Raw genomic sequence first — 26,110 nt, 5'->3', positions numbered from 1 at the left:
CCCGTGCGTCGCACGGGGAGCCAGAGTGGAGTTAGCAACATGTCCATGATTTTCGGCGTGCCTGTGGCAGTGCTGTCGGGCCAGCTTCTGATTGGAGTCATCAACGGTGCCTTCTACGCACTGTTGAGCCTGGGCCTGGCGGTTATTTTCGGCCTGCTCAAGATTATCAATTTCGCCCACGGCGCCATGTACATGCTTGGTGCCATGGTCACGGTCATCATGTTTGATGCCATGGGTGTCAATTACTGGGTGGCCCTGTTCCTGGCGCCTGTTCTGGTCGGTGTCTTCGGGATGCTCATCGAGTACTTCCTGCTCCGGCGCATTGCCGGCCAGGACCACATCTACAGTCTGCTGCTGACGTTTGGCGCAGCGCTGATGATCCAGGGAATCCTGACCAACATCTACGGCGTGTCCGGCCTGCGATATTCCATACCGGATCTGTTCAAGGGTGGGGTCAACCTCGGTTTCATGTTCCTGCCGTACTACCGGGCGTGGGTCATCGCGGTGGCCCTGGTTGTCTGCTTCGGCACCTGGTTCATGATCGAGAAAACCAAACTCGGTGCCTACCTCAGAGCGGGCACCGAAGATGCCCAGCTGATGCAGGGCTTCGGTATCAATGTGCCTTTGCTGATCAGCCTGACCTACGGTTTCGGCGTCATGCTCGCGGCATTCGCCGGTGTGCTGGCGGCACCGATCTACTCGGTCACTCCGGTGATGGGATCACACATACTGATCGTGGTGTTCGCCGTGGTGGTGATCGGCGGCATGGGATCCATCGGTGGTGCCATCATTACCGGCGTGCTCATGGGGGTCATCGAAGGCCTGACCAAAACCTTCTATCCCCCGGCTTCGTCCGCTGTCATCTTCCTGGTGATGGTGGTGGTTCTGATGTTCCGGCCTGCCGGCCTGTTTGGTAAGGAGGCCTGACCATGAACGAAACCGTCAAACAGACCGATATACAGAAGGCGATTCTCGAACAGCAGCAATCCGAGCATCGCAAGAAGATGATCCTGAACGGGGTGCTGCTGGTACTTCTCGTGTTGGCACCGCTGGTTATGTACCCGGTCTTCCTGATGAAGATTCTGTGCTTCGCATTATTCGCGGTGGCATTCAATCTCCTGCTGGGATACACCGGCCTGCTCTCCTTCGGCCACGCAGCGTTCCTGGCCACCGGGGGCTACACCACCGGCTACCTGCTGAGTAATGTTCCCTGGCTCACAACGGAGTTGGGAATCCTGGCAGGCACCCTGATGGCTACAGCACTTGGGTTCGGCTTCGCGTTGCTGTCGATCCGCCGGCAGGGTATCTATTTCGCCATGGTCACCCTGGCGCTGGCCCAGCTGGTCTTTTTCTTCTTCGTCCAGTCCTCCTTTACCGGCGGCGAGGACGGCATGCAGGGGATCCCCAGGGGGGAACTGTTCGGGCTGATCGACCTTAACGACAACCTGAATCTGTACTACTTCATCCTTGCGGTATTCCTGGGTTGCTACCTGCTGGTTCAGAGGACCGTTGGCAGCCCGTTTGGCCAGGTGCTCAATGCCATCAAGCAGAACGAGCCCCGGGCCATCTCGCTGGGCTACAACGTCAACCGCTACAAGATCCTGGCGTTTGTGATCTCCGCCGCCCTGGCCGGGCTTGCGGGTTCCATGAAGGCGGTGGTGTTCCAGTTGGCATCATTGAACGATGCCCATTGGCACACCTCTGGCGAGGTGATCCTGATGACCCTCGTGGGCGGTGCTGGCACCCTGTTGGGGCCGGTCGTAGGGGCCACCTTTGTGGTGAACGTGGAATACCAGCTTGCCCAGGGGCCACTCCGGGACTGGGTGGATCCGATTCTCGGTGGCATCTTCGTTCTGACGGTTATCGCCTTCCGCAGTGGTATTGTGGGCGAGATCCAGAAGTTCATGAGGAAAAACCTGAGCTGAGTCGATCGATCCGGGAAGTGCTCATAAGGGCCGCGCAATGCGCGGCCCTTTTTTGTTTGCGCCCGCTGGAAAACAGGGTTAACCTCATAGTTAATCAATCGATTAAATAAACGAGCGTCATGCCTCAGGATTCCCGTAAACAGCAGGGTGATACCACCCGGGACACTTTGATAAAAACCGCCACCCGCGTCTTCGCGGAGCTGGGCTATCACGGTGCCAGTACCCGTGCCATCGCCAAAGCGGCGGACGTCAATCAGGCCCTGATTGGCTATCATTTTGGTGGCAAGGAAGATCTCTATCAGGCGGTTTTCGTGGCTATAGCAGAAGCGCTTGAGCAAAGAATGACCACCAGGCTGGAACAGCTGAAGGTTTTGCTGGCCGAACCTGATCCGGCCCCCGAGGAATGCCTGGTGGCTCTGGAAACATTTTGCGGCGGGCTGGTCGAACTGATGTTGCAACCGGAAACCGAATACTGGTCCCAGCTGATTCTCCGGGAGCAACAGCACCCCGGGCCTGCCTTTGATGTCCTGTATGAGCGCTTCATGGGGCGGGTGCTGGGAATCACCACTCGCCTGGTCGGACATCTTCGGCCGGACCTTCAAAGTGACGAGGTCAAGACGCTGGTGATCACGGTACTCGGGCAGATACTGGTCTGGCGTTTTGCCCGCACCGGCATTCAGCGTCATATGGGCTGGAGCAGTCCGGATATCGAGGCCATAAAACATCGCGTGTTCACCAACATCCGCCTGTTGCTGACTAAGGAGCCTTTGGAATGAAGAAACCCCTGATTGCGCTGGTTGTTCTGGCCATTCTGGCGGGCGGCGGATACGCCTGGTACCGCAGTCAGCAAACGGAAAGCGGTCCGTTGACCCTGTATGGCAACGTGGATGTGAGGGAGCTGTCCCTGGGCTTCCGCCAGGGCGGTCGGGTGACGGCGCTGCACGCGGACGAGGGTGACAGGGTCAAAGCCGGAGAACTGCTGGCCGAGCTGGATGACGAACCCCTGCAGAATGCCGTGGCTGCGGCCCGGGCGGGTGTGGATCAGGCGCAGGCGACCCTGGCCCGGCTGGAAGCAGGCAGCCGGCCTCAGGAAATCGAACAGGCCAAGGAGGCAGAGCGTCAGGCGGCCGCGGTTTTTTCCAGCCGGCAGTTGGAATTCAACCGGCTGAAGGAATTGGCCAACACCGGCGCCACCAGCCAACAGGCACTGGACAGTGCACGTTATGCCCTGGATGAAGCCCGGGCGCGACTGGGCGCTGCCAGAGCAACCCTGTCTATGCTGGAAGAGGGTCCCCGACAGGAAGATATCAGCGCTGCCCGGGCGCAACTGGAATCCGCAAAAGCCCACGCGGCCCAGGCGGAAACCGCGCTTTCTGATGCCCGTCTGGTTGCACCGAGCGACGGCGAAGTGCTCAGTCGGGTGGTAGAGCCGGGCGCCATGGTCCAGCCGGGCAGTCCTGTGTTCAGTCTGGCGTTGCGTGACCCGGTCTACGTGCGCGCCTATGTCAGCGAGCCCCATCTGGGAGAGGTGTCACCCGGCACTGCGGTGTTGGTGACGGCGGACGGTAATGACCGTCAATACCATGGGCAAGTCGGCTTTGTGTCGCCCCGGGCCGAGTTCACCCCCAAGACCGTCCAGACGGAGGAGCTGCGTACTGAGCTGGTCTACCGGCTTCGCATTGTGGTCAGCGACGCCGATGACCGCTTGCTGCAGGGTATGCCGGTCACCATCACCCTTGACCAGCCATGACCGCGATTGCCCTCGACGACGTCCATAAGGCGTTCGGAAAGACCCGGGCACTGAAGGGCATTTCCGGAGAGATCGCCGCTGGCCGGCTGACCGGCCTGGTGGGCCCGGATGGCGCCGGTAAAACCACGCTGATCCGGATGATGGCGGGCCTTCTGAAACCGGACAGTGGCACGCTCCGGGTTGCAGGTCTCGATCCCGTCCATCAGGGCATGGCGCTGGCGGAATCGGTGGGTTACATGCCCCAGCGTTTTGGCCTGTACGAAGATCTCTCGGTCCAGGAAAACCTGAAATTGTATGCCGAACTCCGGGGGTTACCCCGGGACGACTATGATGCCACGTTCGAAAAGCTGCTCGATTTCACCCGCCTGGGGCCTTTTACAAAACGCCTCGCAGGCCAGCTTTCAGGAGGCATGAAGCAAAAGCTGGGACTGGCCTGTGCATTGATTACCTCGCCCGAAGTGCTTCTTCTGGACGAGCCGGGCGTGGGGGTCGACCCGGTCAGCCGCCAGGATTTGTGGCGGATGGTTCAGGCCCTGACCGGGGAGGGTATGGCGGTGATCTGGGCCACGGCGTACCTGGAAGAGGCCGAGCGATGCGAAGATGTCCTGTTGATGAGCGACGGCCTGTTGCGGTTTACCGGTGAGCCCGGCGAACTGACCCGGCGCCTGCAGGGTCGCTGCTTCCGGCTGAAGGGGCCCCATGAGAAGCGGGCATTGCTGGGCGAGGTTCTTGCCCGTGACGATGTCCGTGACGGCACCATTGAGGGCGACCGAATCCGTGTGGTGATGGATGAGGGCGTCGACGGTGAGGCACTGGCCTCACTGGGCGATGTGGAGTCGGTCGCCCCGCGCTTTGAGGACGCCTTTATCGACCTGCTTGGGGGCGGCCCGGGAGGGCACTCTCCGCTGGCCGATCAGATGCCTGATGTACCGGAACTGAAAGACCCGGTCTCCTGTCACCATCTTACCCGCCGGTTCGGCGAGTTTGTCGCGACGGACGATGTCAGTTTCAACGTTCGCCAGGGGGAAATACTCGGCTTGCTGGGCCCCAATGGTGCCGGCAAATCCACCACGTTCAAGATGTTATGTGGTCTGCTCAAGCCAAGCAGCGGAGAGGCTCGTGTGGCCGGGCTGGATCTGCGCAGCGCCGCCAGTGATGCCAAACTCAAGCTGGGATACATGGCCCAGAAATTTTCGTTGTACGGGCTGCTATCGGTACGCCAGAATCTGACCTTTTACGCCGGCGTCTACGGTTTGCGAGGCGGGGAGAAGCAGAATCGCATCAATGAAATGATCGACGGCCTTCAGCTGGGTCCGCTGCTCGACAACGCACCCGACGAGCTTTCCCTGGGCTTCAAACAACGCCTGGCACTGGCCTGTGCCCTCATGCACCGGCCGCCGATCCTGTTTCTTGACGAGCCCACCTCCGGTGTCGACCCGATCACCCGGCGGGAATTCTGGACCCATATCAACGGCCTCGTGGGCAAAGGTGTGACCGTGCTGGTGACCACCCACTTCATGGATGAAGCCGAATACTGTGACCGGGTCGCGCTGATGCACCGGGGGCGGGTCATTGCTCTGGATACGCCGGATAACCTCAAGGCACGGGCGGGGCAGGGAGCCAGCATGGAACAGGCGTTCATTCACTTGATCGAGGAGCAGGACGATGCGTAGCCGCCGGCTCTTTGCCCTGATCAAGAAAGAAAGCCTGCAGATGATCCGTGACCCTTCCGCCATCCTCATTGCGTTCGTCCTGCCGGTGGTGCTTCTGTTCCTGTTCGCCTATGCGGTGTCGCTCGATATCCGGCAGCTTCACCTGGGTGTGGTGCTTCAGACCGACAGTGCCAAGGCCCAGTCCCTGGCGGCGGAATTCAGCGGGACCTCCTATTTTCAGGTGTTGCCGGCCCGCCATCGGGACGAGGTGACGCCGCTTCTGGTCAGCGGTGAGCTGAAAGGGTACGTGCTGATTCCGCCCGATTTCGACCATCGTCTCGCCCGTGGCGAATCGCTGATCCAGGTGGTTACCGATGGCACCCAGCCCAACACCGCCAATTTTGTCGCCGGTTATGCCCGGGGGGTACTGGTGGACTGGCTGGCGGATCGGGGCCTTCGATCCCCGATCAAGCTGGACGCACGGTTCTGGTTCAACCCAGAGGTGGAAACCCGCAAGTTCCTGGTGCCCGGTGCCATTGCCATTATCATGACCATGATCGGCACCCTGCTGACCGCGCTGGTGGTTGCCCGGGAGTGGGAGCGGGGGACCATGGAGGCACTGCTGTCCACACCGGTCCGGATTCCCGAGATCCTGCTTGGAAAACTGCTGCCATACTTCGGGCTGGGGCTGATCGCGACCCTCGGCAGTACACTGCTGGCGATCCATATCTTCGACGTCCCGCTCCGGGGAGGCTGGGGGACTCTGTTACTGGTTTCCGCCTGTTTCCTGGTGCCGGCACTCGGGCAGGGGCTGGTGATTTCGGCGCTGGCAAAGAACCAGTTTATCGCCGCCCAGGCGGCGTTGTTCTCCGGTTTCCTGCCGGCTTTCCTGTTGTCGGGATTCCTGTTCGAGATCGACGCCATGCCAGCCCCGATCCGCTTGCTGACACATATTGTGCCGGCGCGTTACTTCATCGAATCCCTGCACAGCGTGTTCCTGGTCGGCGATGTGTGGCCCCTGCTGATCAAAGACATACTTGCCATGCTCGCCATTGGCGCGGTGATGTTTGCCATCGCCCGCGCCAAAACCCGCAAGAGCCTGGAGTCCTGATATGAACGGATCCCGGTTGCTTGCCCAGATCATCAAGGAATTGCTCAGCCTGCTGCGCGACCCGCGGGCGCGGGCCATCCTGATACTCCCGCCCCTGTTGCAGCTGATGATCTTTTCCTTCGCCGCCACCCTGGAAGTGCGTAACGCCACCGTTGCCGTGTTCAACGAGGACATCGGCCAGCCCGCCAGGGAGTTCGTTGCGGACGTTACCAGCGCCAGCTTCGTAGGCCATGTCATCATGGTGCACAACCGGCAGCAGCAGGATGAGCTGATTGAACAGGGGCGTGCGTTGCTGACCCTTCACATCCCGGAGGATTTCTCCCGCCACCGGCTGGCGGGGCAACCGGCGCCGGTCCAGGTCATACTGGACGGCCAGCAGGCGAATGCGGCCCAGGTGGCACTGAGCTATCTCCAGGCCATTGCCATGGAGCAGGGTAACCGGACCGAACCCATGGTCCTGCGACATGCCTTCAATCCCAATCTGATATACCAGTGGTACGTCGTGCCGAGCCTGTCGGGGATTCTGTCCATGTTAATCGCGCTGGCGGTAACGGCGCTGTCAATTTCCAGGGAACGGGAGCTGGGGACGTTCGACCAGTTACTGGTGTCGCCCACCACGCCGCTGGAAATCATCCTTGCCAAGTGCCTGCCGGCGGTACTGATGGGCTTCGTCATGGGCTCGGTTATGATCACGGCGGCATTGCTGTTGTTCCAGGTACCGTTTACCGGGTCCCTGCTCTGGCTGGCGGGCGCACTCGTGCTGTTTATCATCTCGGTGGTGGGTATTGGCCTGATGGTATCCGCCGTTTCCGAAACCCAGCAGCAGGCCATTCTCGGCGTGTTTGCCCTCGCGGTGCCGATGGTACTGATGTCCGGCTTTGCCACACCGGTGGAAAATATGCCGGATCTGCTCCAATGGATGGCCCAGGCCATACCTCTGACCCATTTTCTGGTGATTGTGCAGGGCAGTTTCCTGAAATCGATACCGGCTGATGTGGTGGTCTCCCATCTGTGGCCCCTGGCCCTGATTGCGCTGGTGACGCTGTCCGGCGCCACCCTGGTGGTCCGAAAACGCCTGCACTGATCGTCCACCCTGTGAACCGACTGCCTCGGAAATCCGTAATTTTTGTTTCATAGAAAAGTGAGCATGCTTATAATGTATGACCTTTAGCCTAGGTTAAAACAAATACGAACCCAGTTTTCGGGAACCGGACATGACAGAAGAGAACAGCCAAGCCACGAACCCCGGCCGCCTTCGGCGCCTTTCCGGGCGTGCCAGCGTACGATTCGTCCTACTGGTAATTGTCCCGCTCATCCTCCTGGTGTGTGCGGGCATCTTCTATCTGGTGGGCGGCCGTTTCGTGGATACAGAAAACGCCTACGTGCATGCGGACATGGTGTCTGTGGTACCCGAGGTCTCCGGCACCATCACCGATGTGGCGGTGCGTGAAAACCAGCCGGTGCACGCCGGGGATCGCCTGTTCACCATCGATCCCAAGCGTTACCGCATTGCGGTAGATCAGGCCGAGTCCGCCCTCGCGGATGTCCGGACCCAGATCGAGACCATGAAGGCCCAGTACGAAGAGCAGAAGCAGCAGTTGCAGATTGCTCGCAGTAACCTCGCGTTCGCCAAGCGGGAATACCAGCGCCAGGTAGAACTCTCCCACAGCCATGCCGTGTCCGATTCCGTTCTCGACAGCTATCGTCACAAGCAGGAACTGGCCGAGCAGAGTGTCCAGCAGGCCCAAAAGGGGCTGGATCGCCTGAAAGCCGGGCTGGCCGGAGACCCTGACATCGCTGTCACGGACCATCCCATGTTCCGCAAGGCCGAGGCGGCCCTGGAGTCTGCCCGTCAGAACCTGGCGGACACGAAGGTCGTGGCCCGGTTCGATGGCATCGCGTCGAAAACCCCCGTTGCGGGTCAATACGCAGGGCCGAGTCGTTCCGCCATGAGCCTGGTATCGGTAGACAACGTATGGATCGATGCCAACCTCAAGGAAACCCAGCTCACCCACGTTCGGGAGGGGCAGTCGGTCGACATCCACGTGGATGCCTACCCGGACCTGGATCTCAAGGGACACGTGGGCAGCATTGCCGGTGCCACCGGTTCCGAGTTCTCGGTATTGCCGGCACAGAACGCCACCGGCAACTGGGTCAAGGTGGTCCAGCGGGTGCCTGTGCGTATCGAGCTCGAGGCGCTTCCGGAAAGCGCGCGTCTCCGGTCGGGGATGAGCGTGACGGTGGAAATCGACACCGGCTGGCACCACCGGGGCCCCGCCTTTCTCGCGCCACTGACCTCCTGGATGCAGGGCGCCGTGGCCACGGCCAAAGCCGACGAACGGACCGGGGCTGACCAGTGAGCCCTCAGGCGACAGAGTCGGGAACCAGCCTCAATCGAGGCCTGATTACCGTGTCGATCATGCTTGCGACCATCATGCAGGCGGTCGACACCACCATCGCCAATGTGGCCCTGCCGCACATGCAGGGCAGCATGTCGGCGACCTCCGAACAGATCGCCTGGGTACTCACGTCCTACATCGTCGCGGCGGCCATCATGACCCCAATGACGGGGTTCCTGTCCGCCCGCATCGGCCGTAAGCGGTTGTTCATCGCCTCGGTCACCGGCTTTACCATCACCTCCCTGTTGTGCGGCGTTGCCGGCTCCCTGGACCAGATCGTCCTGTTTCGCCTGTTGCAGGGTATCTTCGGCGCCGGTCTGGTGCCGCTGTCCCAGTCGGTGCTGCTGGACACCTTCCCGAAGGAGAAACACGGCTCCGCCATGGCCATCTGGGGCGTGGGCGTCATGGTTGGCCCCATCCTCGGCCCCACGCTGGGCGGCTATCTTACCGAATACTACAACTGGCGCTGGGTGTTCCTGATCAACCTGCCGGTGGGTGTTCTGGCCCTGGCCGGTATCCTCATGTTTGTTCCCGAGACGGAGAAGATGAAGCGACGGTTTGACCTGTTCGGTTTTACCGTGCTGTCGCTGGCCATCGGCTCCCTGCAGTTGCTGCTGGACCGGGGGCAGAGCCTGGACTGGTTCTCGTCCACCGAGATCATCATCGAGACCATGGTGGCGGCGATCTGCTTCTACATGTTCATCGTGCACATGATGACCGCCAAAGAGCCGTTCCTGGAGCCCGGCCTGTTCCGGGACCGCAACCTGGTCATTGGCCTGGTGTTCATCTTCATCGTCGGGGTTGTGCTGCTGGCCACCCTGGCGTTGCTACCGCCGTTCCTGCAGAACCTGATGGGCTTCCCGGTGATCACCACCGGTGAGGTACTGGCGCCCCGGGGCATTGGCAGCATGATTGCCATGCTCCTGGTGGGCCGGCTGGTGAACAGGATCGACGTACGACTGCTGGTGGGTTTCGGCCTCACGCTGACCGCCATCTCCCTGTTCGAAATGGCCCAGTTCAACCTTAATATCAGCCCCATGGCTCTGGTGCACACCGGCATCGTTCAGGGGCTGGGGCTTGGCTTTGTATTCGTGCCCCTGAGTACCATCACCTTCTCCACCCTGGACCAGCGCTACCGCACCGAGGGTACGGCCATGTTCAGCCTGATGCGGAACATCGGCAGCAGTATCGGGATTTCCGTAATGGTCGCCTGGGCCGCCCGCAATACCCAGACCAACCACGCCGTGCTGAGCGAACAGCTCACCCCGTTCCGGGAGCCGGTGCAGAAACTGATGGAAGGCCAGGGCGTGGGCATGAGCAGCGACCAGGCCCTGGCCATGCTCAACGGAGAGCTCACCCGGCAGTCGGCGGCGATCGGTTACCTCAACGATTTCCAGGCCATGGCCTGGATGACTCTGGCCGCGATCCCGTTGATCCTGTTGTTCCGGGGCGCCTCCCGGAAAAAACAGGCGGAGCAGGAGCCCGAGGCGGAACCGCAGGAAGCCTGAGTCGTCGAAACCCCCGGGGATTACAGCCCCTGGGCGCCCCGCCGTAGCCAGTTGTGAACGAACGCCAGCTTGCGCTGTGCCGTTTGCGACAGCACAAACGGATAAAGATCCGACAGTCCCATCGAGCGGTTGACGTGGTTGACCCGGATCGCCAGGGAGGCGGCCACGTTGATCAGTCGCGCGGTATCCGGTTCCGAATAGGGATCCCAGTGGGCGTCGGGTATTTCCGGTGACGACAGGCCTGCTGCGACGAAACTGTCGGTGATGTCGGTCAGGTGCAGCAGGTGCGCTGCTGTCTCCGCCCAGTCTTCATGGGGGTGCGCCGACGCGTAGGAGGTCAGGTAATACTCTCGCCAGTCGGCCGGTGGCCCATTGTGGTAATGGTATTCGAGTGCCGCCGGATAATCCCGGCGTTCATCCCCGAACACCGTGCGGAACGCTTCCAGAAAGTCCTCCCGCAGGCTGAGGCGCCACCAGAGCATGTGGGAAATCTCATGGCGCATGTGGCCGACCATGGTGCGGTAGGGCTCCTGCAATGCCTGGCGCCGGGTGGTCCGTACGACCGGGTCCGCCTCCGCGACACTGATGGTAACCACGCCGTTGGCGTGCCCCATGGCCACCGGTGTCAGCCCCTCGGCCAGCATGTGAAACACCGGGCGGGTGCCCGGGTCTTCCGGCCGGAACCAGTGCCAGCGCCCGAGATTATCGAGTGCCCAGCGCTTTGCTGCCTCGGTGGTCGCCCAATTGGGCATGGCATTGGCAATGTCGGGATCCGGCGCCAGCGCCGTCATTTCGCAGGAACGGCAGAAGGCGCCTTCCCGGGGGGCAATCCAGTTGCACCCGATGATCTCCCGGTTGGCACAGAATGGCCGCATGGGCAGGAATTCCCGCGCCTGAGGATCGTAGGCCACCGGCATACCGTCGGCGGTGGTCAGATTATCGAACCAGAGTGATCCGGAACCAAGGGGATTGGAAAATACCTTCATAGTGCACCTGCTCCTCCAGCGGATCAGAAGCTCGACATGTCGTCCTGCAGATCGCGTTTCAGCTCTTCCGCCCCGGTGATCCAGAGCGTGTCATCCACACCCGGAAACACGCCGACTTCAAGCCCGTCCCGGGTCAGCCCCGGCACCCACTTCCGGAAGAAATCCGGCATGGAAATGCTTTTCGGTGAAAGATCGTCTGAGCCCTTGGCATACCCCGCGGCAAGGGCCTCACTGGGCCACACCGGCAGGTAGGCCACGCCGTCTTCCTCCGAGACAATCTTCAGAAAACGGTTGTCCGCATTGACCAGTATCCAGATCTCGCGTTCTTCGAGCACCTGGTTCAGGAAATAGTCGTAGCGGCCCTCGCCATCCATCTCGAGTATTTGGGTTAACGGATCACTGCTCATGGGGGCTCCACGTTTATGAAGAAGGTTGTCGGGATATCTGGCTACCAGCGTAACACGTAGCGGAGGCTAGATGAGTCGCCAGTAACCGCCAGCGGACAGGGCGGCGATGTCCGCCAGAATCAGAAGCAGGGAGGATTCGCCCGGATAGGCGATGTAGCGCGACTCCCAGACCGGGTGGAATTTTGCCTTGAAGGTCCGGATGCCTTCGAAATTGTAAAAGGCCTCACCGTGTCGATAGATGATCCGGCCCAGGCGCGCCCACACGGGGGACACCGGAGACACCTCCAGGCCGGACAGTGGCGCCATGCCGAGATTGAACCACTGGTAGCCCTGCGCCTGTCCCCAGAGAAACAGATGGGCGAACAACCCATCCATCGCGCTCCGGGGTGCGAACGAAGCGAAACGCATAAGATCCACCGAGAGCTCTTCTCCGGACGGGCCGCACAGGAGGTTGGCGAAGGCCAGAATGCGGCCCTCCTGCTCCAGAACGGCCACCGGCATTCGTGAGAGATAATCGGCATCGAAAAAGCCCAGTGAAAATCCCTTCTCGCTTGCCGATTTGCTGGCCAGCCAATCGTCGGAAACGGCCTTGAGCTGAGGCATGATAGCGGGCACCTCGGCGGCATCGACGATCCGGAAGTCCACGTGCTCATTGGCCAACCGGTTGATGGCCAGCCTGAGATCCCGGTATCGCCGGCCCTGCAGTGAGAAGCCCTCCAGTGGGACCCGTGCTTCTTCACCAAGCTTCGCGAAGCTCATGCCGAGCTCTGCGTAAAGGAACAGCTGCTGCGGTTTCACCTGATAGAACACCGGTACGCCGCCAAAATCGTCCGCGTGTTCCACAAAGTCCCGGATCAGAGCCTGGGCCGGAACAGGGGGCCCGACCGGATCGCCCAGAGCCACCCAGGTACGGCCTCGAATACCGTACATCACGAAAGCGGTGTGATCGGGATTGAACCACAGGGCCTTGTCCCGAAGGTAGACCAGCAGAGGCAGGGTGTCTGCCTGGGCATCAATAATGTCGCTTGCGTCTGTGATCGCCTCGTCGGAGGGAAGCTCCGCCACGGGGGACACGGGCCGCAGCAGCCGCCAGAGACCAAAGCCCATCAGCGCCACCGCCGCACCAACGCTGGCACGCAGGAACCGGGGCGCATCCTTGTTCAGCGCCACCTGCCACCAAAGATCGTTGGAATATTCGACATGCCGGAAAGTAAAGAAACCAAGCCAGATCGAACTGCCGAGCGCAGCCACGATGGCGATGATCCAGCCGGGCGAGAAGCGGCCGTTAAACAAAGTCGCTCTTCGATCGAACAGGTTCCGGCAGGGGACCAGCGCGACCATTACACAGGCGAGCACCATGGCTTCTTCCCAATCGGCGGCCTTCAGCAGGCTCGCCAGGATGCCGGCCAGAAGTGCGGCAACGACGAGGTAATAGCCCAGGCGGATGCGACGTGAAATAGCCTGTGCGAGCACCAGTAGAGCGACGCCCACGAGGCTGCCAAGGAAATGCGAGGCCTCGAACAGGCCAACCGGGAGGATGTCTGCCAGCCAGAGAAGCCGTGATTTATCCGCCGGGGTTGCGCCGGATACCAGCAACAAAAGCCCGGCCATGAACGTGAACACGGACAGGGCCCGGGGGGCGAGCCGGGTCGAGTAGCCGCCGAGCGACTTCCCGAACGTGACCAGCTGCTCCCCCCGGTGTTTCGCTTCATCGCCGAGCAACACCAGTAAGGCAAACACCAGAGGAATGACGTAATAGATCAGACGGAACAGGATCAGCGCGGCAATGATCTGATCAACGGGCAGGTAGGGCCCGAGAAACAGGAGCATTGCCCCTTCGAAAACCCCGAGGCCACCAGGCACGTGACTGACCAGTCCGAACACCTGGGCCGCAAGAAATGCGCCCAGCAAGGTTCCGTAGGAGGGTCCACTCTCCGGCAGGAGCGCATGCAGTACGGCGGCGGCCAGGGCCCAGTCCGCCATGGATACCAGCACCTGCTGGAACGCAAGGGGCGGCGAGGGGATACGGATTTCGAAGCCACGCACCTGAAACGGCGCCTTGCGCAACGCTGAAAGGACGAGATAAGCCGACGCAAGGGCCAGACAGAGGCCGCCCAGACACGGCATGCTGGCCTGGAAGAGACCACTCTGAATGGGCGGCTGGAAGGTCAGACTCCACCCGGCCAGGGCGAGCAAGCCGAGCCAGTAGGTGCTCGAATTGAAAACGATGATGCGCGCGAGGTCCGCCGCGGATACGCCCCAGCGCGAGTAGAACCGATGTCGCACGGCGGTTCCGGACAATACCGCGAACCCGACACTGTTGCTGATCGCGTAGCTGGTCAGGGCGGTGAGGGCAATCCGGGCACGGGTCACCCGGCTACCCAGATAACGGAATGCCAGCTGGTCGTAGAGGCTCAGCACCAGATAGTTCAATCCGGTAAACCCCAGTGCCAGCAAGAGGTGGCTGGCAGGGAGTGCGTGGAGCGCCTGGCGGACTTCCCGGTAACTTACCGACTGTAATTCACGGTGCAGAATCCAACCGGAAACAACCAGCAGCAGAGCCCCCGCCAATGGCGGAAGCCAGGCACGTAATCGATTCCTGAGGGCACTGGCCCGGTATGTTTTCAATCGACTCTTATCCATGTTACAGACAGGACGCCCCCGGAGTGTCTGCCACCATCATTGATGGTGGCACGGATTCCGAGAGGTGGCTAGCTGGTGGGTACCAGTTCCCGATCTTTGCCGGTCAGCGTCATCCAGGCGACGACCGCTGCAATGACCCCGAGGAATATCAGGCTGGTATCGATGGTGCCGAAGCCAAGGCCACCATAGTTCACCGGCTGTGAAAGCATGTCGCCAAACGAAGCACCCAGTGGCCGCGTCAGGATATACACCAGCCAGAAAGCAAGAATGGCATCGAGGCCCAGCAGAAAATACCCGATCGAGAGCGACAGGATCATACTCCCGAAAAGAACCCCCGTTGCCATGTAGCCCAGTCCGAACTGCTCGGACACCAGATCACCGGCTGCGGTGCCCAGCGCGAAGGTGAACAGGATCGCCAGCCAATAGAAGGCTTCCCGGCGCGTGGTCACAATCGTGTGGATCGAAAGCGTGCCTTCGCTCCGGTACCAGGCGGCGAACGTCGCGGCCAGCAACGCGCTGAACGCAATGGTGCAGGTCACCAGACTGACCCCGAGGTTGTCGACAAGGTTATCCGTGATCAGGGTGCCGACGATGGAGATCAGGACCACCGCTGACCAATAGGTCCAGGGAACGTATCGCTTCCGGGAGAACTGAAGGGCCAGGGCAGCGATCAGCACGCCTGTCATGATCAGGGATGTGGTAGTCAGGCCTAACCCGAGGTTGACTGCCAGGTAGTCGGCGGCGGTTTCCCCCATGGTCACGGCCATGAGTTTGATGATCCAGAAACCCGCTGTTACCTGGGGGACCCGGTTCGGGCGTAGTTCGTCCGGGTTGATGTGAGCAGTGTCTGTGTTGGTCGCCATGATAGGTGCCTCCGGTTCCTGTTATAGAGATTGCTTGGCCAATGCCAGTGCCTGAGCGGAGAAGCGATCAGACCGGACATCGTCGTCGGCGTTGCAGCGTTCCATGGCCTGGCTCTGCAGTGTCCTGGCCTGCTTGAGATTGGCGTCGGAAAATGCGCCCTGATCGAAGACATCCCGGAGATCCCTCAGCATGGCCTCGCAGGGCAGGGGGTGCCCACCGGCATCCGTCACGGCGATGCCCGCGATCGACTGGATACCGGCGCCGGGGGCGTTGTTCCCGGGATTGGCCAGTGTTTTCGTCAGATTGTCGAGTGCCTGTTTAACCTGTGGCTTTGTCGGGCTGGACGTCCTCAAGGCCGCAAAGGCTTTGTCCGCTGCGGCGTCGACATTGCCCCAGGCTGAGGGTGCCCGGGCGCGAAGCTTTGATTCCTCGTCATCCCATTTGGTCTCGAATCGCGTGATGCGCTTCTCCGCAGCCGTCATGTCACCTTTCGAGGCCAGCTTCCGTGTTTCTTCTACAATGGATTCGTACTCGGAAAGATCCCCGAGCGAGCGGCTGGCCGAATGGCTAGAGCTGTCTGCGGATTGGCTCTCGGTGTGATGCGTCACCTCTATCGTCGAAAACGCAATCACAGGAACCGCGATCAGAAAGGCGGCGAGCAGGAATTGCTTCATCGGATACTCCGTTATGTGTGAATGTCGGAATCAGTTATATCCGCTGTGAAATACCTGCCGCTGAAAGGCGCTATACAAATCTGTATAGAAAGCGAATATCCGGGGCGGGACGCTATATTCGGAGCGGCTTTTCTGGCTAAATCCCGGTCTGTATGACAGCCATTGTGTGAAGGGATGGGTAACCGTTGAAAATTCTGGTAATCGAGGACGATCAGCTCACAGGCCCCTACATTGCCGATGGTCTCAGGGAGGAGGGCCATGTTGTGGATCTGGTCGCCGATGGTTCACAGGGGTTGATGGAAGCGGCGGCCAGGAAATACGACCTCCTGATCGTAGACCGCATGCTTCCCGGGCTGGATGGCACATCCATTGTCCGTACCCTGCGGGGTGCAAAATCCCCGGTGCCTATTCTGATTCTGACGTCACTGGATGGGGTCAGCGACCGGATCGAGGGTCTGAATGCCGGTGCGGATGATTACCTGGTCAAACCCTTCGCGTTCGGGGAGCTCTCAGCGCGGGTAGCGGCGCTGGGGCGTCGCCCGCCGCCGGCTGAAGAACCGGTGGTGCTCGCCGCCGGCGATCTTGAAATGAACCTGCTTTCGCGCAAGGTGACCCGTGCCGGTGTCGAGATTGATCTGCTGCCCCGCGAATTCGCCCTGCTTGAGTGCCTGCTGCGGCGGAAGGGCCGGGTTCAGACCCGGACGATGCTGCTGGAAGCCGTGTGGGACCTCAGTTTCGACCCCCAGACCAACGTGGTGGAAACGCACATCAGCCGGCTCAGGTCCAAGGTTGATAAGCCCTTCCAGCGAGATCTGATCGAAACCGTCCGCGGCTCCGGTTACCGGATAGCAGGATGACCATGCTTCGTTCAACGCCGCTGAAACTCACCAGTACGCTGATCGTTATCTTCACGCTCTTCACCCTGTCCGGCTTTGGTGCGGCTTACCTGTTTACACGCGCGTCCGTCGAGGAGGAGATCTCGGCGGATCTGGATCAGACGGTGAAAGCGGTTCGCTCCGTATCCGAGCAGGACGAGATCGAGGAGCGCGTCTCCGAGATCGCGGCGTCGACAAGCCCGGCAGACATGCTCCTGCGCTACGATGTCCCGGGAAAACCATCGGTCGGGACGCTACCGGCATCGGTCACCGTCAGGCCCGATAGCATCGTGGAAGGCAACCGGCTGCCGATACCGGGCGATGCCGCCGCAGGCAGTTATCTTGCCTGGAAAGGCAGGGTGGGCGATGGCGATCTGACCCTGCTGGTTGGCCGGGATGGCCTCGACGAATTAGGCAACACCTTCGCGCTCGTATTGCTCTGGAGTCTGATACCGGCCCTGTTGCTGGCGACCGTGACCGGCGGCTTTGTGGCCCGTAAAGCCCGTGACCGGCTCGAGGCAATCGAGTCTACCCTGAAGCAGCTGACTTCCGGCCATAACGCGGCCCGGGTGCCGCTGTCCGGCGATACCGGCGACGACCTTGGCCAGATTGCCAACGCTGTGAACCGTATGGCTGAGGCACAGGAGGCCTCGATCGAAGCCCTCCGCCAGGTGTCCGCCGACATCGCCCACGATCTCAAGACCCCGATCCAGCGGGTTGCCGTGTTGCTCGACCGCCTGGATAACGGCACGCTGGATGAGGCGGCAGAGAATACCGTCGGAGCCGCTCGGGAAGAAACCGCACAGATCATCAAGACTTTCCAGACGCTGCTGCAGATTGCCCAGATGGAAAGCGGCCAGATCCGCTCGATGTTTTCCCCGGTGGATCTGGCCGCCCTGACCCGGGACCTGGCGGAAATGTACGAACCCTCCGCGTGTGACAGTGGCCACCGGATCACCGTCGAAGCGGATGACCCGGCGATGGTGACGGGGGACCGCAATCTCCTGGCCCGGCTGATAGCCAACCTCATTGAAAATGCGTTGCGCCATGCACCGGGCGGGACCCTGACCCTTCGAGTTGTGTCCGGTCCGTCCCCGGAACTCGTGGTGGCCGATGAGGGGCCGGGTATTCCTGCATCCGAGCGGGAACGGGTTCTGCGGCGCCTATACCGGATGGAGCGGAGCCGTACCAGCGAAGGCAGCGGCCTGGGCCTGAGCCTGGTGGCCGCGATTGCCGATGCTCATGATGCGGAACTCACACTGGGCGATGCCGGCCCGGGATTGGTGGTCCGGCTCAGGTTCGGGGTCTCGTCCACTGATCCGGCGGATTCTGGCCGAACGCCGGACTGAACCCGCCGCAGGAACAGGTTGTTCAGAACCAGTGCCGTAATCACGAAAAGTGCCCCGATAATTTCCGTCGCCGAGAACGCATGCCCCTTCAGCGCGCCAATCGTGAAGGCCGTAATGGGCACGAAGTTGATGAACAGCACGCCATTCACTGCCCCCAGCATACGGATGCCCGTATTCCAGCTCAGCACGGCGACCACGCCTCCCATGATAATCAGATAGCTCAGGGGCGCGGCGAGATTCACCAGCGTCGTTGCCGAGGGCGTCCGGATAATACCCGCTGCCGTCAGTGTGAGGGATATGGCACCAAGGGTGATCACGCCCAGCGTGCAGGTGATGGCGGTGTAGCGAAGCGGGGACCAGCTCGGAAACCGGGCGCCGCCCATAGTGTAGGTGACCCAGCATACCGCGCCGGCCAGGAAGAGCAGGTCCCAGTGCGCCTCGCCACCGGAGAAGGCTCTGACCGGATCACCGCCGGTAATCACCAGAAAGACACCTGAAAAGGCCAGCAGAATCATCATCATCGTGAACCCGGCGGGTCGGGTGCCCTGGAAGAGCCAGGTCAACAAAACGGTGATCATGGGCATGGTGGCCATGATGACAGCACCATGCTCCGGCCGGGTGTGCGCCAGCCCGTTGAACGCCAGCAGATTGAAACCGGCAAACCCCAGACTGCCCAGAAGGAACAGGGCCGGTAGCCGACCTTCTGTCCTTAAACTGCCCTTGCCCTCGCGGACCATAAGCAGAACGAGAAAAATGATCGCAGCGGCACCGTAGCGAATCCAGGTCATGTAGTACGGGTCCAGAATGGCAAGCGCCGGTTTGGCCACGGGGAACATGCCGCCCCACGACATGGTGGCTGCCAGAAGCAGGAGAATGGCGATAAGGGTTTGACGCGGATTCATGAATGGTGGCGGATTCAACTCGCAAGTGCACCCCGTAGGGCTTCAGCAAAGACATCGTATGGCGCCTGATAGCCGAGGCATTTCCGAGGCCGCTGGTTGATCTTCAGCACGACCGTATCCAGCGCCTCGTCGGACACTGTATCGAAATCGGTTCCTTTGGGAAAATAGCGGCGCAGCAAGCCATTGGTTTGCTCGTTGGTGCCGCGCTGCCACGGGGCATACGGATCAGCGAAGTAGGTATCCAGTGTCAGCGCCCGGGCAATCGATTGGTGCTCGGCCATTTCGCTGCCGTTATCCAGTGTCAGCGTCTTGCGCAGGCTGCGCGGCACCCAGGACAACGCCTGCACGGTCGCCCGATGGAAGCCGTTGGCCGTGCGATCAGCGATCCGCCCCAAGGCCAGAAAGCGGCTGGCGCGATCAACGTGCGTCACCAGTCCGCCCTTGCCTTGGCGTCCGTGGACGCTATCGCCCTCCCAGTCTCCTACGCGTTGTCGTTGGTTCGCGGTTTCGGGTCGATGCGCCATGCTGACACGGCCGGGCAGTTGGAAGCGTAAATGCCGATACTGGCCGCGTGGGCGCCGTCGATGACGCCGTCGCCAAAGATGGCGACGCCAGTGGCCGCCGGTCTGTGCATCGCGATAGATCCAGCGATACAGGGTCTCCGGGCTGACGCGCATGCGTTCGTCCTGCGGATAGTGTTCGCGCAGCTTGGCCTGAATGATCTCGGGTGACCAGTCGCGGGCCAGCCATCGTTGGATTTGCTGCCACAGCGGGGCGTGATCTTGTCTTTTCCGGTGTCGTGCGGCGCTGCGCCGGGTGGCGGCGCGCTGTTCGGCTTTTTCCGGGTCATAAAGATCGACAGAATGGTTCCGCCTGAGCTCGCGACTGATCGTCGTGGAGTGGCGGCCAAGCAGTTGGGCTATCTGCTTCAGGCTGTCACCTGCCGCTCGACGTAGGGCGATGATTTCCCGTTCACTTCGACTAAGATGCCGGTAGGACATTGTGGGCTCCTGTTGTGCTGAAGTCTCGACAACCTCAGCTTATCAGGCTGGCCCACGGTGTCCGCCTTAATCCGCGTCAAACGGTGCACTTTGGAGTTGAATCCGCCTTCCGACCGTACTTAAAACTTTATTAATCGATTTCTGCCTCAACGGACTTGGCCAACAGGGCCTGCTTGATACGGAACAGTTCGTACCCGACGAGCGAAACAATCGCGGTAAGAAAGGCGATGTTGATTGTCATCATATTGACCCCCAGACCACCATCGGCCGGTGCCTGTATCATGAAGTCACCCAGTGAGGCGCCAAGGGGACGGGTTAGCACATAAGCGAACCAGAACGCAGCGATCGCATTCAGCTTGAATACGTAATGGGCTATGGCAACTGCAGCAATCAGCCCGCTAAACAGAAGCAGGGCCTTGTCATAACCCAAGGCGAAGTGCTCGGAAATCAGGTCACCTACCGCGGTACCGAGGGCAAAGGCGAGCAGGATGACAACCCAGTACCAGGCTTCGCGCTTGCCTGTGTCGATGGAATGGATGGACAGGGTGCCTTCCTCCCGGTACCAGAGATAGAACCCACCAAGCATCAATACCGTGAAAACAGTACTCAGGGTACCTAGGCTGACACCAGCCAAGTCGACCAGCATATCGGTGATCAGGGTGCCGATGACGCTCATCAGCACCACCAGTGTCCAATAGTTGGCCGGGACGTAACGCTTGAGCTTGCCGAATTGCAGATAGAGCAGCACAACCATGAGACCGACCATCAGCACAGCGGTGACCGGCATGCCCCAGTTCAGACCAACCGCCAGAAAATCGGCGCCGGTCTCGCCGACAGTGGTTGACAGTGTCTTAATGATCCAGAAAACGAGCGTGACCTCGGGGACGCGCAACAGTGCCTGTTTGAAATTATTGGAAGTGATTGAGTTCATTGTCTGATTCCTTCATGTTGGATGCTGGTGAAAACGCACGTGAATTCATTTTGCAAATACAAGGTTCAACTCACCTTGTGTTGGTGCCGGAATTTCTGCACACCGAACAGCCCGCCAATCAACAGCGGGATGCCCAACGCGACCGGCAGAATCCGGGTTGATTCAACAACCGGTTTCTGTGTCACATGGAATTGCAGTGTCGGGCTGGTAAAGACGGTTTTGTTATTCCGGTCAGTGGTGCTGATCACTACCCGGTAGTCGCCGTTTTGGATCAGGCGCATGGGCCACTGGGTATTCAGTGTGGCGCCGGGTTGAAGCGTGGTACCCGTTACCGCCTTGTGGGCGCTCCAGTCTTCAAGGTCCATGGGTTGTTCCTTGCCGGGCGTGACCTCGACCAGGCTGATCCAGGCCACCAAGCCCTCGATCGGTTGCTGGCCGCTATTGGTTATTACACTGTCGAAGTGCATCCAGTCGCCCATGGTAGGGTGTGCCGGGTTCGCCGGGTCTGGCTGCAGTTGTAGCTGCAAGCTAGCCGCAGAGACCAGGGTGGCTGAGAGCAGCAGGCATCCGGCCAGAAGGTATTTGAGCTGTTTCATCGTCTTTCTCCTGTCAGTAGATGGCTCAGCGGATGGCCGGGCGCCGGGCGCTCAATCGCGCGACACCGAACATGATCCCCAGCCAGAGCAATACCAATACCAGCCGGCCCAGTTGCGACATGAAGGGGTCGCTGTCGATAATGACCGCGTCATAGGTGTTGAGAGCGCCGGAGAATGGATTGATCGCATCCAGCGCCCTGCCAACGGCACTGTTACGCAAACCAGGACCGAGCAGTAGCGGACTGGCCGAGAACAACAAAACAATCAGGCTGGTCAACAGCGAAGACATGACACTGCCACTGCGGGCGGACAGGGCCATGGCCAGGTAGCCAAAGCCCAGCACTACGGGTGTGCCGAACAGGCCCAAGTAAAAGATGGCCTGTCCCAGGTTCTGCCCCCCGGCGCCTACCGCCCAGAGGTAGGGCAGGGCCAGCAGGTACATAATTCCCCAGGCACCGGCCAGGCCGATGGCTTTGCCCATCAGCAGTTCGTTGGTGGATATAGGTGCAGTGAGCAGTGGCACCAAGGTGCCGCGCTCGCGTTCGCCAGCGTAGGCATCGGATCCCATGATCACGGCGATCAGCGCCCCAGCGGCAGTGACCGTACCGGCCATCATGTACACCACCTGGGCGTTGTCGAGCAAGCTGAGTTCCTGATTGCTGATTAATAACAAGGCAAAGGCGGACAGGATGCCCGCGTAGGCCAGCAGCCAGGCCAGCCCGCGTTGGTTTTGCAGCAGGGCGCTACGTTCCTTCTTTGCGATCAGTGATGAGGCGTTCATGCCGCTTTCTCCTGTTGATCTGGCTTATCACTCCCCGTCAGCTCCAGATAGCGTGCTTCCAGTGAGTTGCTCTCGACCTGTATCTCATCGAAGGACCAGCCGTGAACCAGGAGGTCTTCCCAGACCTTGCCGATGTCCCTGCCGTGAGGGAGGTCGATTTCAAAAGACCACCAAGAGCCGTCCCATTCCAGCAGACGAACCAATGGGGGCAGTAGGTGGCCTTCCGGAATATTGGTCATGTGAATGCGGTAACGCGGCTTGCCGGCATCACGCAACAGGTGCTCGAGATCGTCCTCCAGCACCGTTTTGCCGTTGTCGATTATGCCGATGCGCGTACACAACCTTTCGACATCGTCCAGAAGATGGGTGCACAGGAGGATCCCGACCTTATCTTCGTTGGCCAGGTCGATCAGCAGATCGTGAATCTCACGTCGGCCACGTGGGTCCAGGCCGTTGGTGGGCTCATCGAGAATCAGCAACTCCGGGCCATGCACAAGTGCCCGCGCCAGCGCTAGGCGCTGCTTCATGCCGCGTGAAAACTGTACGATAGGCTTGTTGGCAGTCTGTGAAAGGCCGACCCGTTTCAGGAGCGAATCGGGCGGACTCTGCGAGCCGCCGTAGAATCCTGCATACCAGATGAGATATTCCCTGGCACTCATCCATTCGTAAAATCCGGCAAATTCAGGCATGACCCCAATGCGCTGGCGAATCGATACGAACTCGGCATCCTGCCCCGAAAAGTGTGTAAGGCTGCCCTTGTCTGCTCGATAGAGTCCCAGCAGCAGAGCGATGGTGGTGCTCTTGCCCGCACCATTCGGCCCGAGCAGTCCATAGATCTCGCCCTTCTGCATGTGCAGGCTGACATCCTTGAGGATGCTAATTCCATCCAGTTCAAGCGCGAGGTGATTGGCTTCGATCAACATGGGATCTCCTCCTTATGGAGTGTGAGGAAACCGCTGGCGATGCCATGCGGGACGGCACCGTCAGCAGTTGTTTGCTAGAGATCATTCAGTCGCAATTACCTCCTTTATTGCCTTGGTCGGTCTTCCCAGAATTTCCAGCTACCGTGTTTCCCTTCATCCCGGTCTTCACGGTCACTAGCCACTTCGTCACCGTCTCGATCGCCAGACTCCGCGGCCAGCAGGCGACCGTCACCAGCGTCCAGCTTGAGCTGCATCTCTTCACCATCGGCTGTCAACTGGGTCACTTCCCAGATCAGGAAGTCGTTCTCTTCATTAAGCTGGAGTTCGACCACCTTGCCGGGGTTGGCCTCGGTGGCAATCTGGAGTGCATCGAACGCCCCCAGTTTGGCCATGTTCACCATGGTCTGCTCGTTGGCATCGCCGACCTTGATCGATCCGCTTTGGACATCTGTAGGCAGTTGGTCCACCACGATGCCTTCAACCACAATGCTTTCGGAATCCATTGCGTGTCACCGACCGCTCTAATGGAGCCACCCATGATCGGGCTAATGGAGCCACTTGGACGTACCGCTTAAGGGGCTCGAACAGGGGTTAAGATTGCGTGATTTTTCCCTTGTCTGCAACCGGTGATTTTGGGGCCTTGGGCAGGGGCCGCGCCGCACGGTAGCTGTTCCCGTCCAGGACCACGCGGTAAGCACCGTGGCGGAGCCGATCGAGGGTGGCGGCGCCGAGCAACCGGTTGGGGAAGGCATCGCCCCATTCGCTGAAGTCGAGGTTGCTGGTGACGATAGTGGCGCCGCGCTCGTAGCGTTCGGCGATCAGGTCATGCAGGTCTTCGTCCTGCGGCGAGCGCAGGGGCTTGAGGCCGAAGTCGTCGATGATCAGCAGCGGCACGCGGGCGATGGCCTGGAAGCGCCGCTCGAAGGTGTCGGTGGCGCGGGCGGCGTGCAGGTTGCCGAGCAGCTGGCTCTGGGTGGTGAAGAGCACGTCATGGCCCTGGCGCGCGGCGCTGTGGCCAAGCGCCTGGGCGAGATGGCTCTTGCCGGTGCCGCAGGGTCCGGCGATGAGGACGGCGACCCGCTCCTCGATGAAGCGCCCGGTGGCAAGCTCCTGGATCAGGGCGCGGTTGAGCTTGGGGTTGAAGTCGAAGTCGAACTGCTCAAGGGTCTTCTGGGAGCGGAAGTTGGCGCGGCGCAGGCGGGTGGCGAGTTTTTTCTGCTCGCGCCGCGCCACCTCGTCCTGGATCAGCAGGGCGAGGAACTCGGGGTAGGCGAGCTTGTGCTCGATGGCTTGGCGGTTGCGGGTCTCGAGCGAGTCGAGGATGCCCGAGAGGCGCAGTTGTTTGAGCAGGGGGTCAGCTCTGGCATGGGGTTCATGCGGTGTTCTCCTGTGGGTTGGATGGATCAGTTGAGCAGGGTGCGGGTGTCGCGGCTGAAGCGCCCGCGCCCGGTGTAGGTCTCGCACAGCGCATCGAAGGCCTGCTGGGGATCGGGATGCTGATCGAGCCCCTTCTCGAGGATGGTCTTGACGGTGCGGTAGCTGGGGTTGTCGTAGGCGAGCGCGCGGGCGCAGGCCGCCTCCAGGCGCGCGGCACCGTACTTCTTCTTCAGGCCCAGCAGCCCTTGGGCGGCGCGCAGGTTCTCCAGCACCCGGTCGGCGAACAGCCGCTCGATGAGCGCCCGGCAGGCGGGGCCGATCGTCTCGGCGGCGTGCAGGCACCACTGCGGATCGCGCAACTTGTAGGCGAGCGCCTCGGGCGGCATGTGATCGTCCACCGTCGAGCGCTGTCCGGGTCGGTGCAGGCGCGGATGGGTGGCGACGAGCTGATGGTCGCGGTAGAGCTGCACCGTGGTGGCACTGGCCTTGAGCCACAGGCGTTGGCCAACGAGGTGGAAGGGCACCGAGTAGAGGCACTTCTGGTACTGGACGTGGGCGTCACGGTGCACCTTGACCTGGGCCCAGGTGGCCAGCTGAGGGGGCACATCGGGCAGTGGCTTGAGCAGCGCCTTCTCGGTCTGCTCGAAGAGTGCCAGCGGACGCTGGCGGGTCGAGCCGTGCAGGCGGTTGCCGGCGGTCTCGAGCACCCAGTGGCGCAGCTCGGCATTGGCCTCGTCGAGGCTGCGGAACTCGCGCAGCGGGAAGAAGGTGCGCTTGAGGTACTTCACCCCGGCCTCGACCCGGCCCTTCTTCTGCGGCTCGCGCGGCGGGCAGGGATCGATCTTGAAGCCGTAGCCCTCGGCGCACTCGGCGTAGGCGCGCTGCACCTCGGGATCGCGCGTGCAATACTCTTATGAAGGCCATATACGGCTCTGGGGCCTTTGGGTGTAGGTGAAGATTCAGCGAAGGCAAAATATAGAGCTACAAAAGGAGATGCTGTCCAGTCAAGTAAAGGAGTGGCCAACCCATGATGCTGCCCCAACGCCCACCACTCGTTGTCAGAGTTGAAAACGGCAGGATTGGATCCTCTTCGCCCCCTGGTGGCCATTTTAAAGTTCTCAAGATGTTTAGAGGTGCGTGCGGCCCATTGATTTCGAGGATATTTTGCTAGCCTTCGTTCTAACGTAGATTCTAGTTTCCACGATGCCGAACCATGCCCCCGCCATACATAATCCGGGTAATCTAGTGCTTGTTGATGTATAAAGTCGTAATAGTATTTCCAAGAAAACAATTCCAAAGTGCAGAAGCCTCGGTCAGCCTCACCCCATTCCCATCTTTTTTTTCTAGCCATTCACACTTTTCCATCTTTTGAAGCTAACAGTGTTTAGATAGACCGCTTCATGATTGCAACTCTTTGACCGCGTCGTTATTGCGCTTCGTGATTACGTCTTTAGCC

24 protein-coding genes and 2 pseudogenes are annotated in these 26,110 nt (G+C 60.7%); 11 read left to right on the top strand and 15 right to left on the bottom strand.

Features of this window, described 5'->3' with window-relative positions; genetic code table 11:
• The first annotated feature begins 39 nt into the window (after positions 1-39).
• The 9 genes from MLD04_RS16660 to MLD04_RS16620 all read left to right on the top strand — a co-directional run bounded on the left by MLD04_RS16660 (position 40) and on the right by MLD04_RS16620 (position 10,345).
• Entirely contained in the window at positions 40-927 is an 888-nt protein-coding gene (locus tag MLD04_RS16660) for a branched-chain amino acid ABC transporter permease (RefSeq protein ID WP_248160563.1), read from the top strand.
• 77 nt (positions 928-1,004) lie between these two features.
• The gene (locus MLD04_RS16655; protein ID WP_379883708.1) at positions 1,005-1,925 is read left to right on the top strand and encodes a branched-chain amino acid ABC transporter permease; all 921 of its coding nucleotides are present in this window, start codon (positions 1,005-1,007) and stop codon (positions 1,923-1,925) included.
• Positions 1,926-2,044: 119 nt separating this feature from the next.
• The gene (locus tag MLD04_RS16650; RefSeq protein WP_248160561.1) at positions 2,045-2,701 is read left to right on the top strand and encodes a CerR family C-terminal domain-containing protein; all 657 of its coding nucleotides are present in this window, start codon (positions 2,045-2,047) and stop codon (positions 2,699-2,701) included.
• On the top strand, positions 2,698-3,675 hold the full coding sequence (hlyD, locus tag MLD04_RS16645; protein WP_248160560.1) for a secretion protein HlyD: 978 nt from the start codon (positions 2,698-2,700) through the stop codon (positions 3,673-3,675). The genes MLD04_RS16650 and hlyD overlap by 4 nt, the downstream gene beginning before the upstream one ends.
• The gene (locus MLD04_RS16640; protein ID WP_248160559.1) at positions 3,672-5,348 is read left to right on the top strand and encodes an ATP-binding cassette domain-containing protein; all 1,677 of its coding nucleotides are present in this window, start codon (positions 3,672-3,674) and stop codon (positions 5,346-5,348) included. Before hlyD ends, MLD04_RS16640 begins: the two co-directional genes overlap by 4 nt.
• A complete protein-coding gene (locus tag MLD04_RS16635; protein ID WP_248160558.1) occupies positions 5,341-6,438 on the top strand; it encodes an ABC transporter permease in 1,098 nt (365 codons plus the stop codon). Before MLD04_RS16640 ends, MLD04_RS16635 begins: the two co-directional genes overlap by 8 nt.
• Before the next feature lies 1 nt (position 6,439).
• Entirely contained in the window at positions 6,440-7,522 is a 1,083-nt protein-coding gene (locus MLD04_RS16630; RefSeq protein ID WP_248160557.1) for an ABC transporter permease, read from the top strand.
• Positions 7,523-7,652: 130 nt separating this feature from the next.
• Positions 7,653-8,798, top strand: coding sequence for an HlyD family secretion protein (locus tag MLD04_RS16625; RefSeq protein ID WP_248160556.1), 1,146 nt, complete (start codon positions 7,653-7,655; stop codon positions 8,796-8,798).
• A complete protein-coding gene (locus MLD04_RS16620) occupies positions 8,795-10,345 on the top strand; it encodes a DHA2 family efflux MFS transporter permease subunit (RefSeq protein WP_248160555.1) in 1,551 nt (516 codons plus the stop codon). The genes MLD04_RS16625 and MLD04_RS16620 overlap by 4 nt, the downstream gene beginning before the upstream one ends.
• A gap of 20 nt (positions 10,346-10,365) precedes the next feature.
• Here the strand turns inward: MLD04_RS16620 and MLD04_RS16615 are convergent, their stop codons facing one another.
• From MLD04_RS16615 to MLD04_RS16595, 5 genes are all read right to left on the bottom strand, one after another.
• On the bottom strand, positions 10,366-11,331 hold the full coding sequence (locus tag MLD04_RS16615; protein ID WP_248160554.1) for a zinc-binding metallopeptidase family protein: 966 nt from the start codon (positions 11,329-11,331) through the stop codon (positions 10,366-10,368).
• A 23-nt stretch (positions 11,332-11,354) separates the two neighbouring features.
• On the bottom strand, positions 11,355-11,738 hold the full coding sequence (locus MLD04_RS16610; protein ID WP_248160553.1) for a DUF2750 domain-containing protein: 384 nt from the start codon (positions 11,736-11,738) through the stop codon (positions 11,355-11,357).
• 66 nt (positions 11,739-11,804) lie between these two features.
• The gene (gene mprF / locus MLD04_RS16605; RefSeq protein WP_248160552.1) at positions 11,805-14,366 is read right to left on the bottom strand and encodes a bifunctional lysylphosphatidylglycerol flippase/synthetase MprF; all 2,562 of its coding nucleotides are present in this window, start codon (positions 14,364-14,366) and stop codon (positions 11,805-11,807) included.
• 83 nt (positions 14,367-14,449) lie between these two features.
• A complete protein-coding gene (locus tag MLD04_RS16600; protein WP_248160551.1) occupies positions 14,450-15,244 on the bottom strand; it encodes a COG4705 family protein in 795 nt (264 codons plus the stop codon).
• 21 nt (positions 15,245-15,265) lie between these two features.
• Complete coding sequence (locus MLD04_RS16595; protein WP_248160550.1) at positions 15,266-15,919, bottom strand: hypothetical protein; 654 nt, start codon at positions 15,917-15,919, stop codon at positions 15,266-15,268.
• A gap of 185 nt (positions 15,920-16,104) precedes the next feature.
• Between MLD04_RS16595 and MLD04_RS16590 the strand changes: the two genes are divergently transcribed.
• Together MLD04_RS16590 and MLD04_RS16585 are read left to right on the top strand one after the other, a co-directional pair.
• The gene (locus MLD04_RS16590; protein WP_248160549.1) at positions 16,105-16,776 is read left to right on the top strand and encodes a winged helix-turn-helix domain-containing protein; all 672 of its coding nucleotides are present in this window, start codon (positions 16,105-16,107) and stop codon (positions 16,774-16,776) included.
• A complete protein-coding gene (locus MLD04_RS16585; protein WP_248160548.1) occupies positions 16,773-18,143 on the top strand; it encodes a sensor histidine kinase in 1,371 nt (456 codons plus the stop codon). Before MLD04_RS16590 ends, MLD04_RS16585 begins: the two co-directional genes overlap by 4 nt.
• On the opposite strand, the gene MLD04_RS16580 is transcribed toward MLD04_RS16585, so the two are convergent.
• The 10 genes and pseudogenes from MLD04_RS16580 to MLD04_RS16535 all read right to left on the bottom strand — a co-directional run.
• The gene (locus tag MLD04_RS16580) at positions 18,035-19,045 is read right to left on the bottom strand and encodes a DMT family transporter (RefSeq protein ID WP_248160547.1); all 1,011 of its coding nucleotides are present in this window, start codon (positions 19,043-19,045) and stop codon (positions 18,035-18,037) included. The two genes, MLD04_RS16585 and MLD04_RS16580, sit on opposite strands and share 109 nt — an antisense overlap.
• Before the next feature lie 14 nt (positions 19,046-19,059).
• Entirely contained in the window at positions 19,060-20,046 is a 987-nt protein-coding gene (locus MLD04_RS16575; RefSeq protein ID WP_248160546.1) for an IS30 family transposase, read from the bottom strand.
• Between the two features lie 130 nt (positions 20,047-20,176).
• Positions 20,177-20,977 carry a COG4705 family protein gene (locus tag MLD04_RS16570; protein ID WP_248160545.1) on the bottom strand — a complete coding sequence of 267 codons (801 nt, stop codon included), beginning with the start codon at positions 20,975-20,977 and terminating at the stop codon, positions 20,177-20,179.
• A 65-nt stretch (positions 20,978-21,042) separates the two neighbouring features.
• The gene (locus MLD04_RS16565) at positions 21,043-21,573 is read right to left on the bottom strand and encodes a hypothetical protein (RefSeq protein ID WP_248160544.1); all 531 of its coding nucleotides are present in this window, start codon (positions 21,571-21,573) and stop codon (positions 21,043-21,045) included.
• 25 nt (positions 21,574-21,598) lie between these two features.
• Positions 21,599-22,354, bottom strand: a complete 756-nt coding sequence (locus MLD04_RS16560; RefSeq protein WP_248160543.1) for an ABC transporter permease — start codon at positions 22,352-22,354, stop codon at positions 21,599-21,601.
• On the bottom strand, positions 22,351-23,277 hold the full coding sequence (locus MLD04_RS16555; RefSeq protein ID WP_248160542.1) for an ABC transporter ATP-binding protein: 927 nt from the start codon (positions 23,275-23,277) through the stop codon (positions 22,351-22,353). Before MLD04_RS16555 ends, MLD04_RS16560 begins: the two co-directional genes overlap by 4 nt.
• A gap of 104 nt (positions 23,278-23,381) precedes the next feature.
• The gene (locus MLD04_RS16550; protein ID WP_248160541.1) at positions 23,382-23,780 is read right to left on the bottom strand and encodes a PepSY domain-containing protein; all 399 of its coding nucleotides are present in this window, start codon (positions 23,778-23,780) and stop codon (positions 23,382-23,384) included.
• An 88-nt stretch (positions 23,781-23,868) separates the two neighbouring features.
• Complete coding sequence (gene istB, locus MLD04_RS16545; RefSeq protein WP_345799627.1) at positions 23,869-24,741, bottom strand: IS21-like element helper ATPase IstB; 873 nt, start codon at positions 24,739-24,741, stop codon at positions 23,869-23,871.
• A pseudogene (locus MLD04_RS16540) lies at positions 24,681-25,559 on the bottom strand (Mu transposase domain-containing protein); the annotation flags it as partial. The gene istB and the pseudogene MLD04_RS16540, both read right to left, overlap by 61 nt.
• 59 nt (positions 25,560-25,618) lie before the next feature.
• Positions 25,619-26,005: pseudogene (locus tag MLD04_RS16535) on the bottom strand (FRG domain-containing protein); the annotation flags it as partial.
• Positions 26,006-26,110 lie beyond the last annotated feature (105 nt).

Source organism: Marinobacter koreensis, assembly GCF_023156285.1.
Taxonomy (GTDB): Bacteria; Pseudomonadota; Gammaproteobacteria; order Pseudomonadales; family Oleiphilaceae; genus Marinobacter; species Marinobacter koreensis.
Note: the sequence above shows the minus strand (reverse complement) of the source record. Positions and strands in the feature narration are given on the sequence as shown.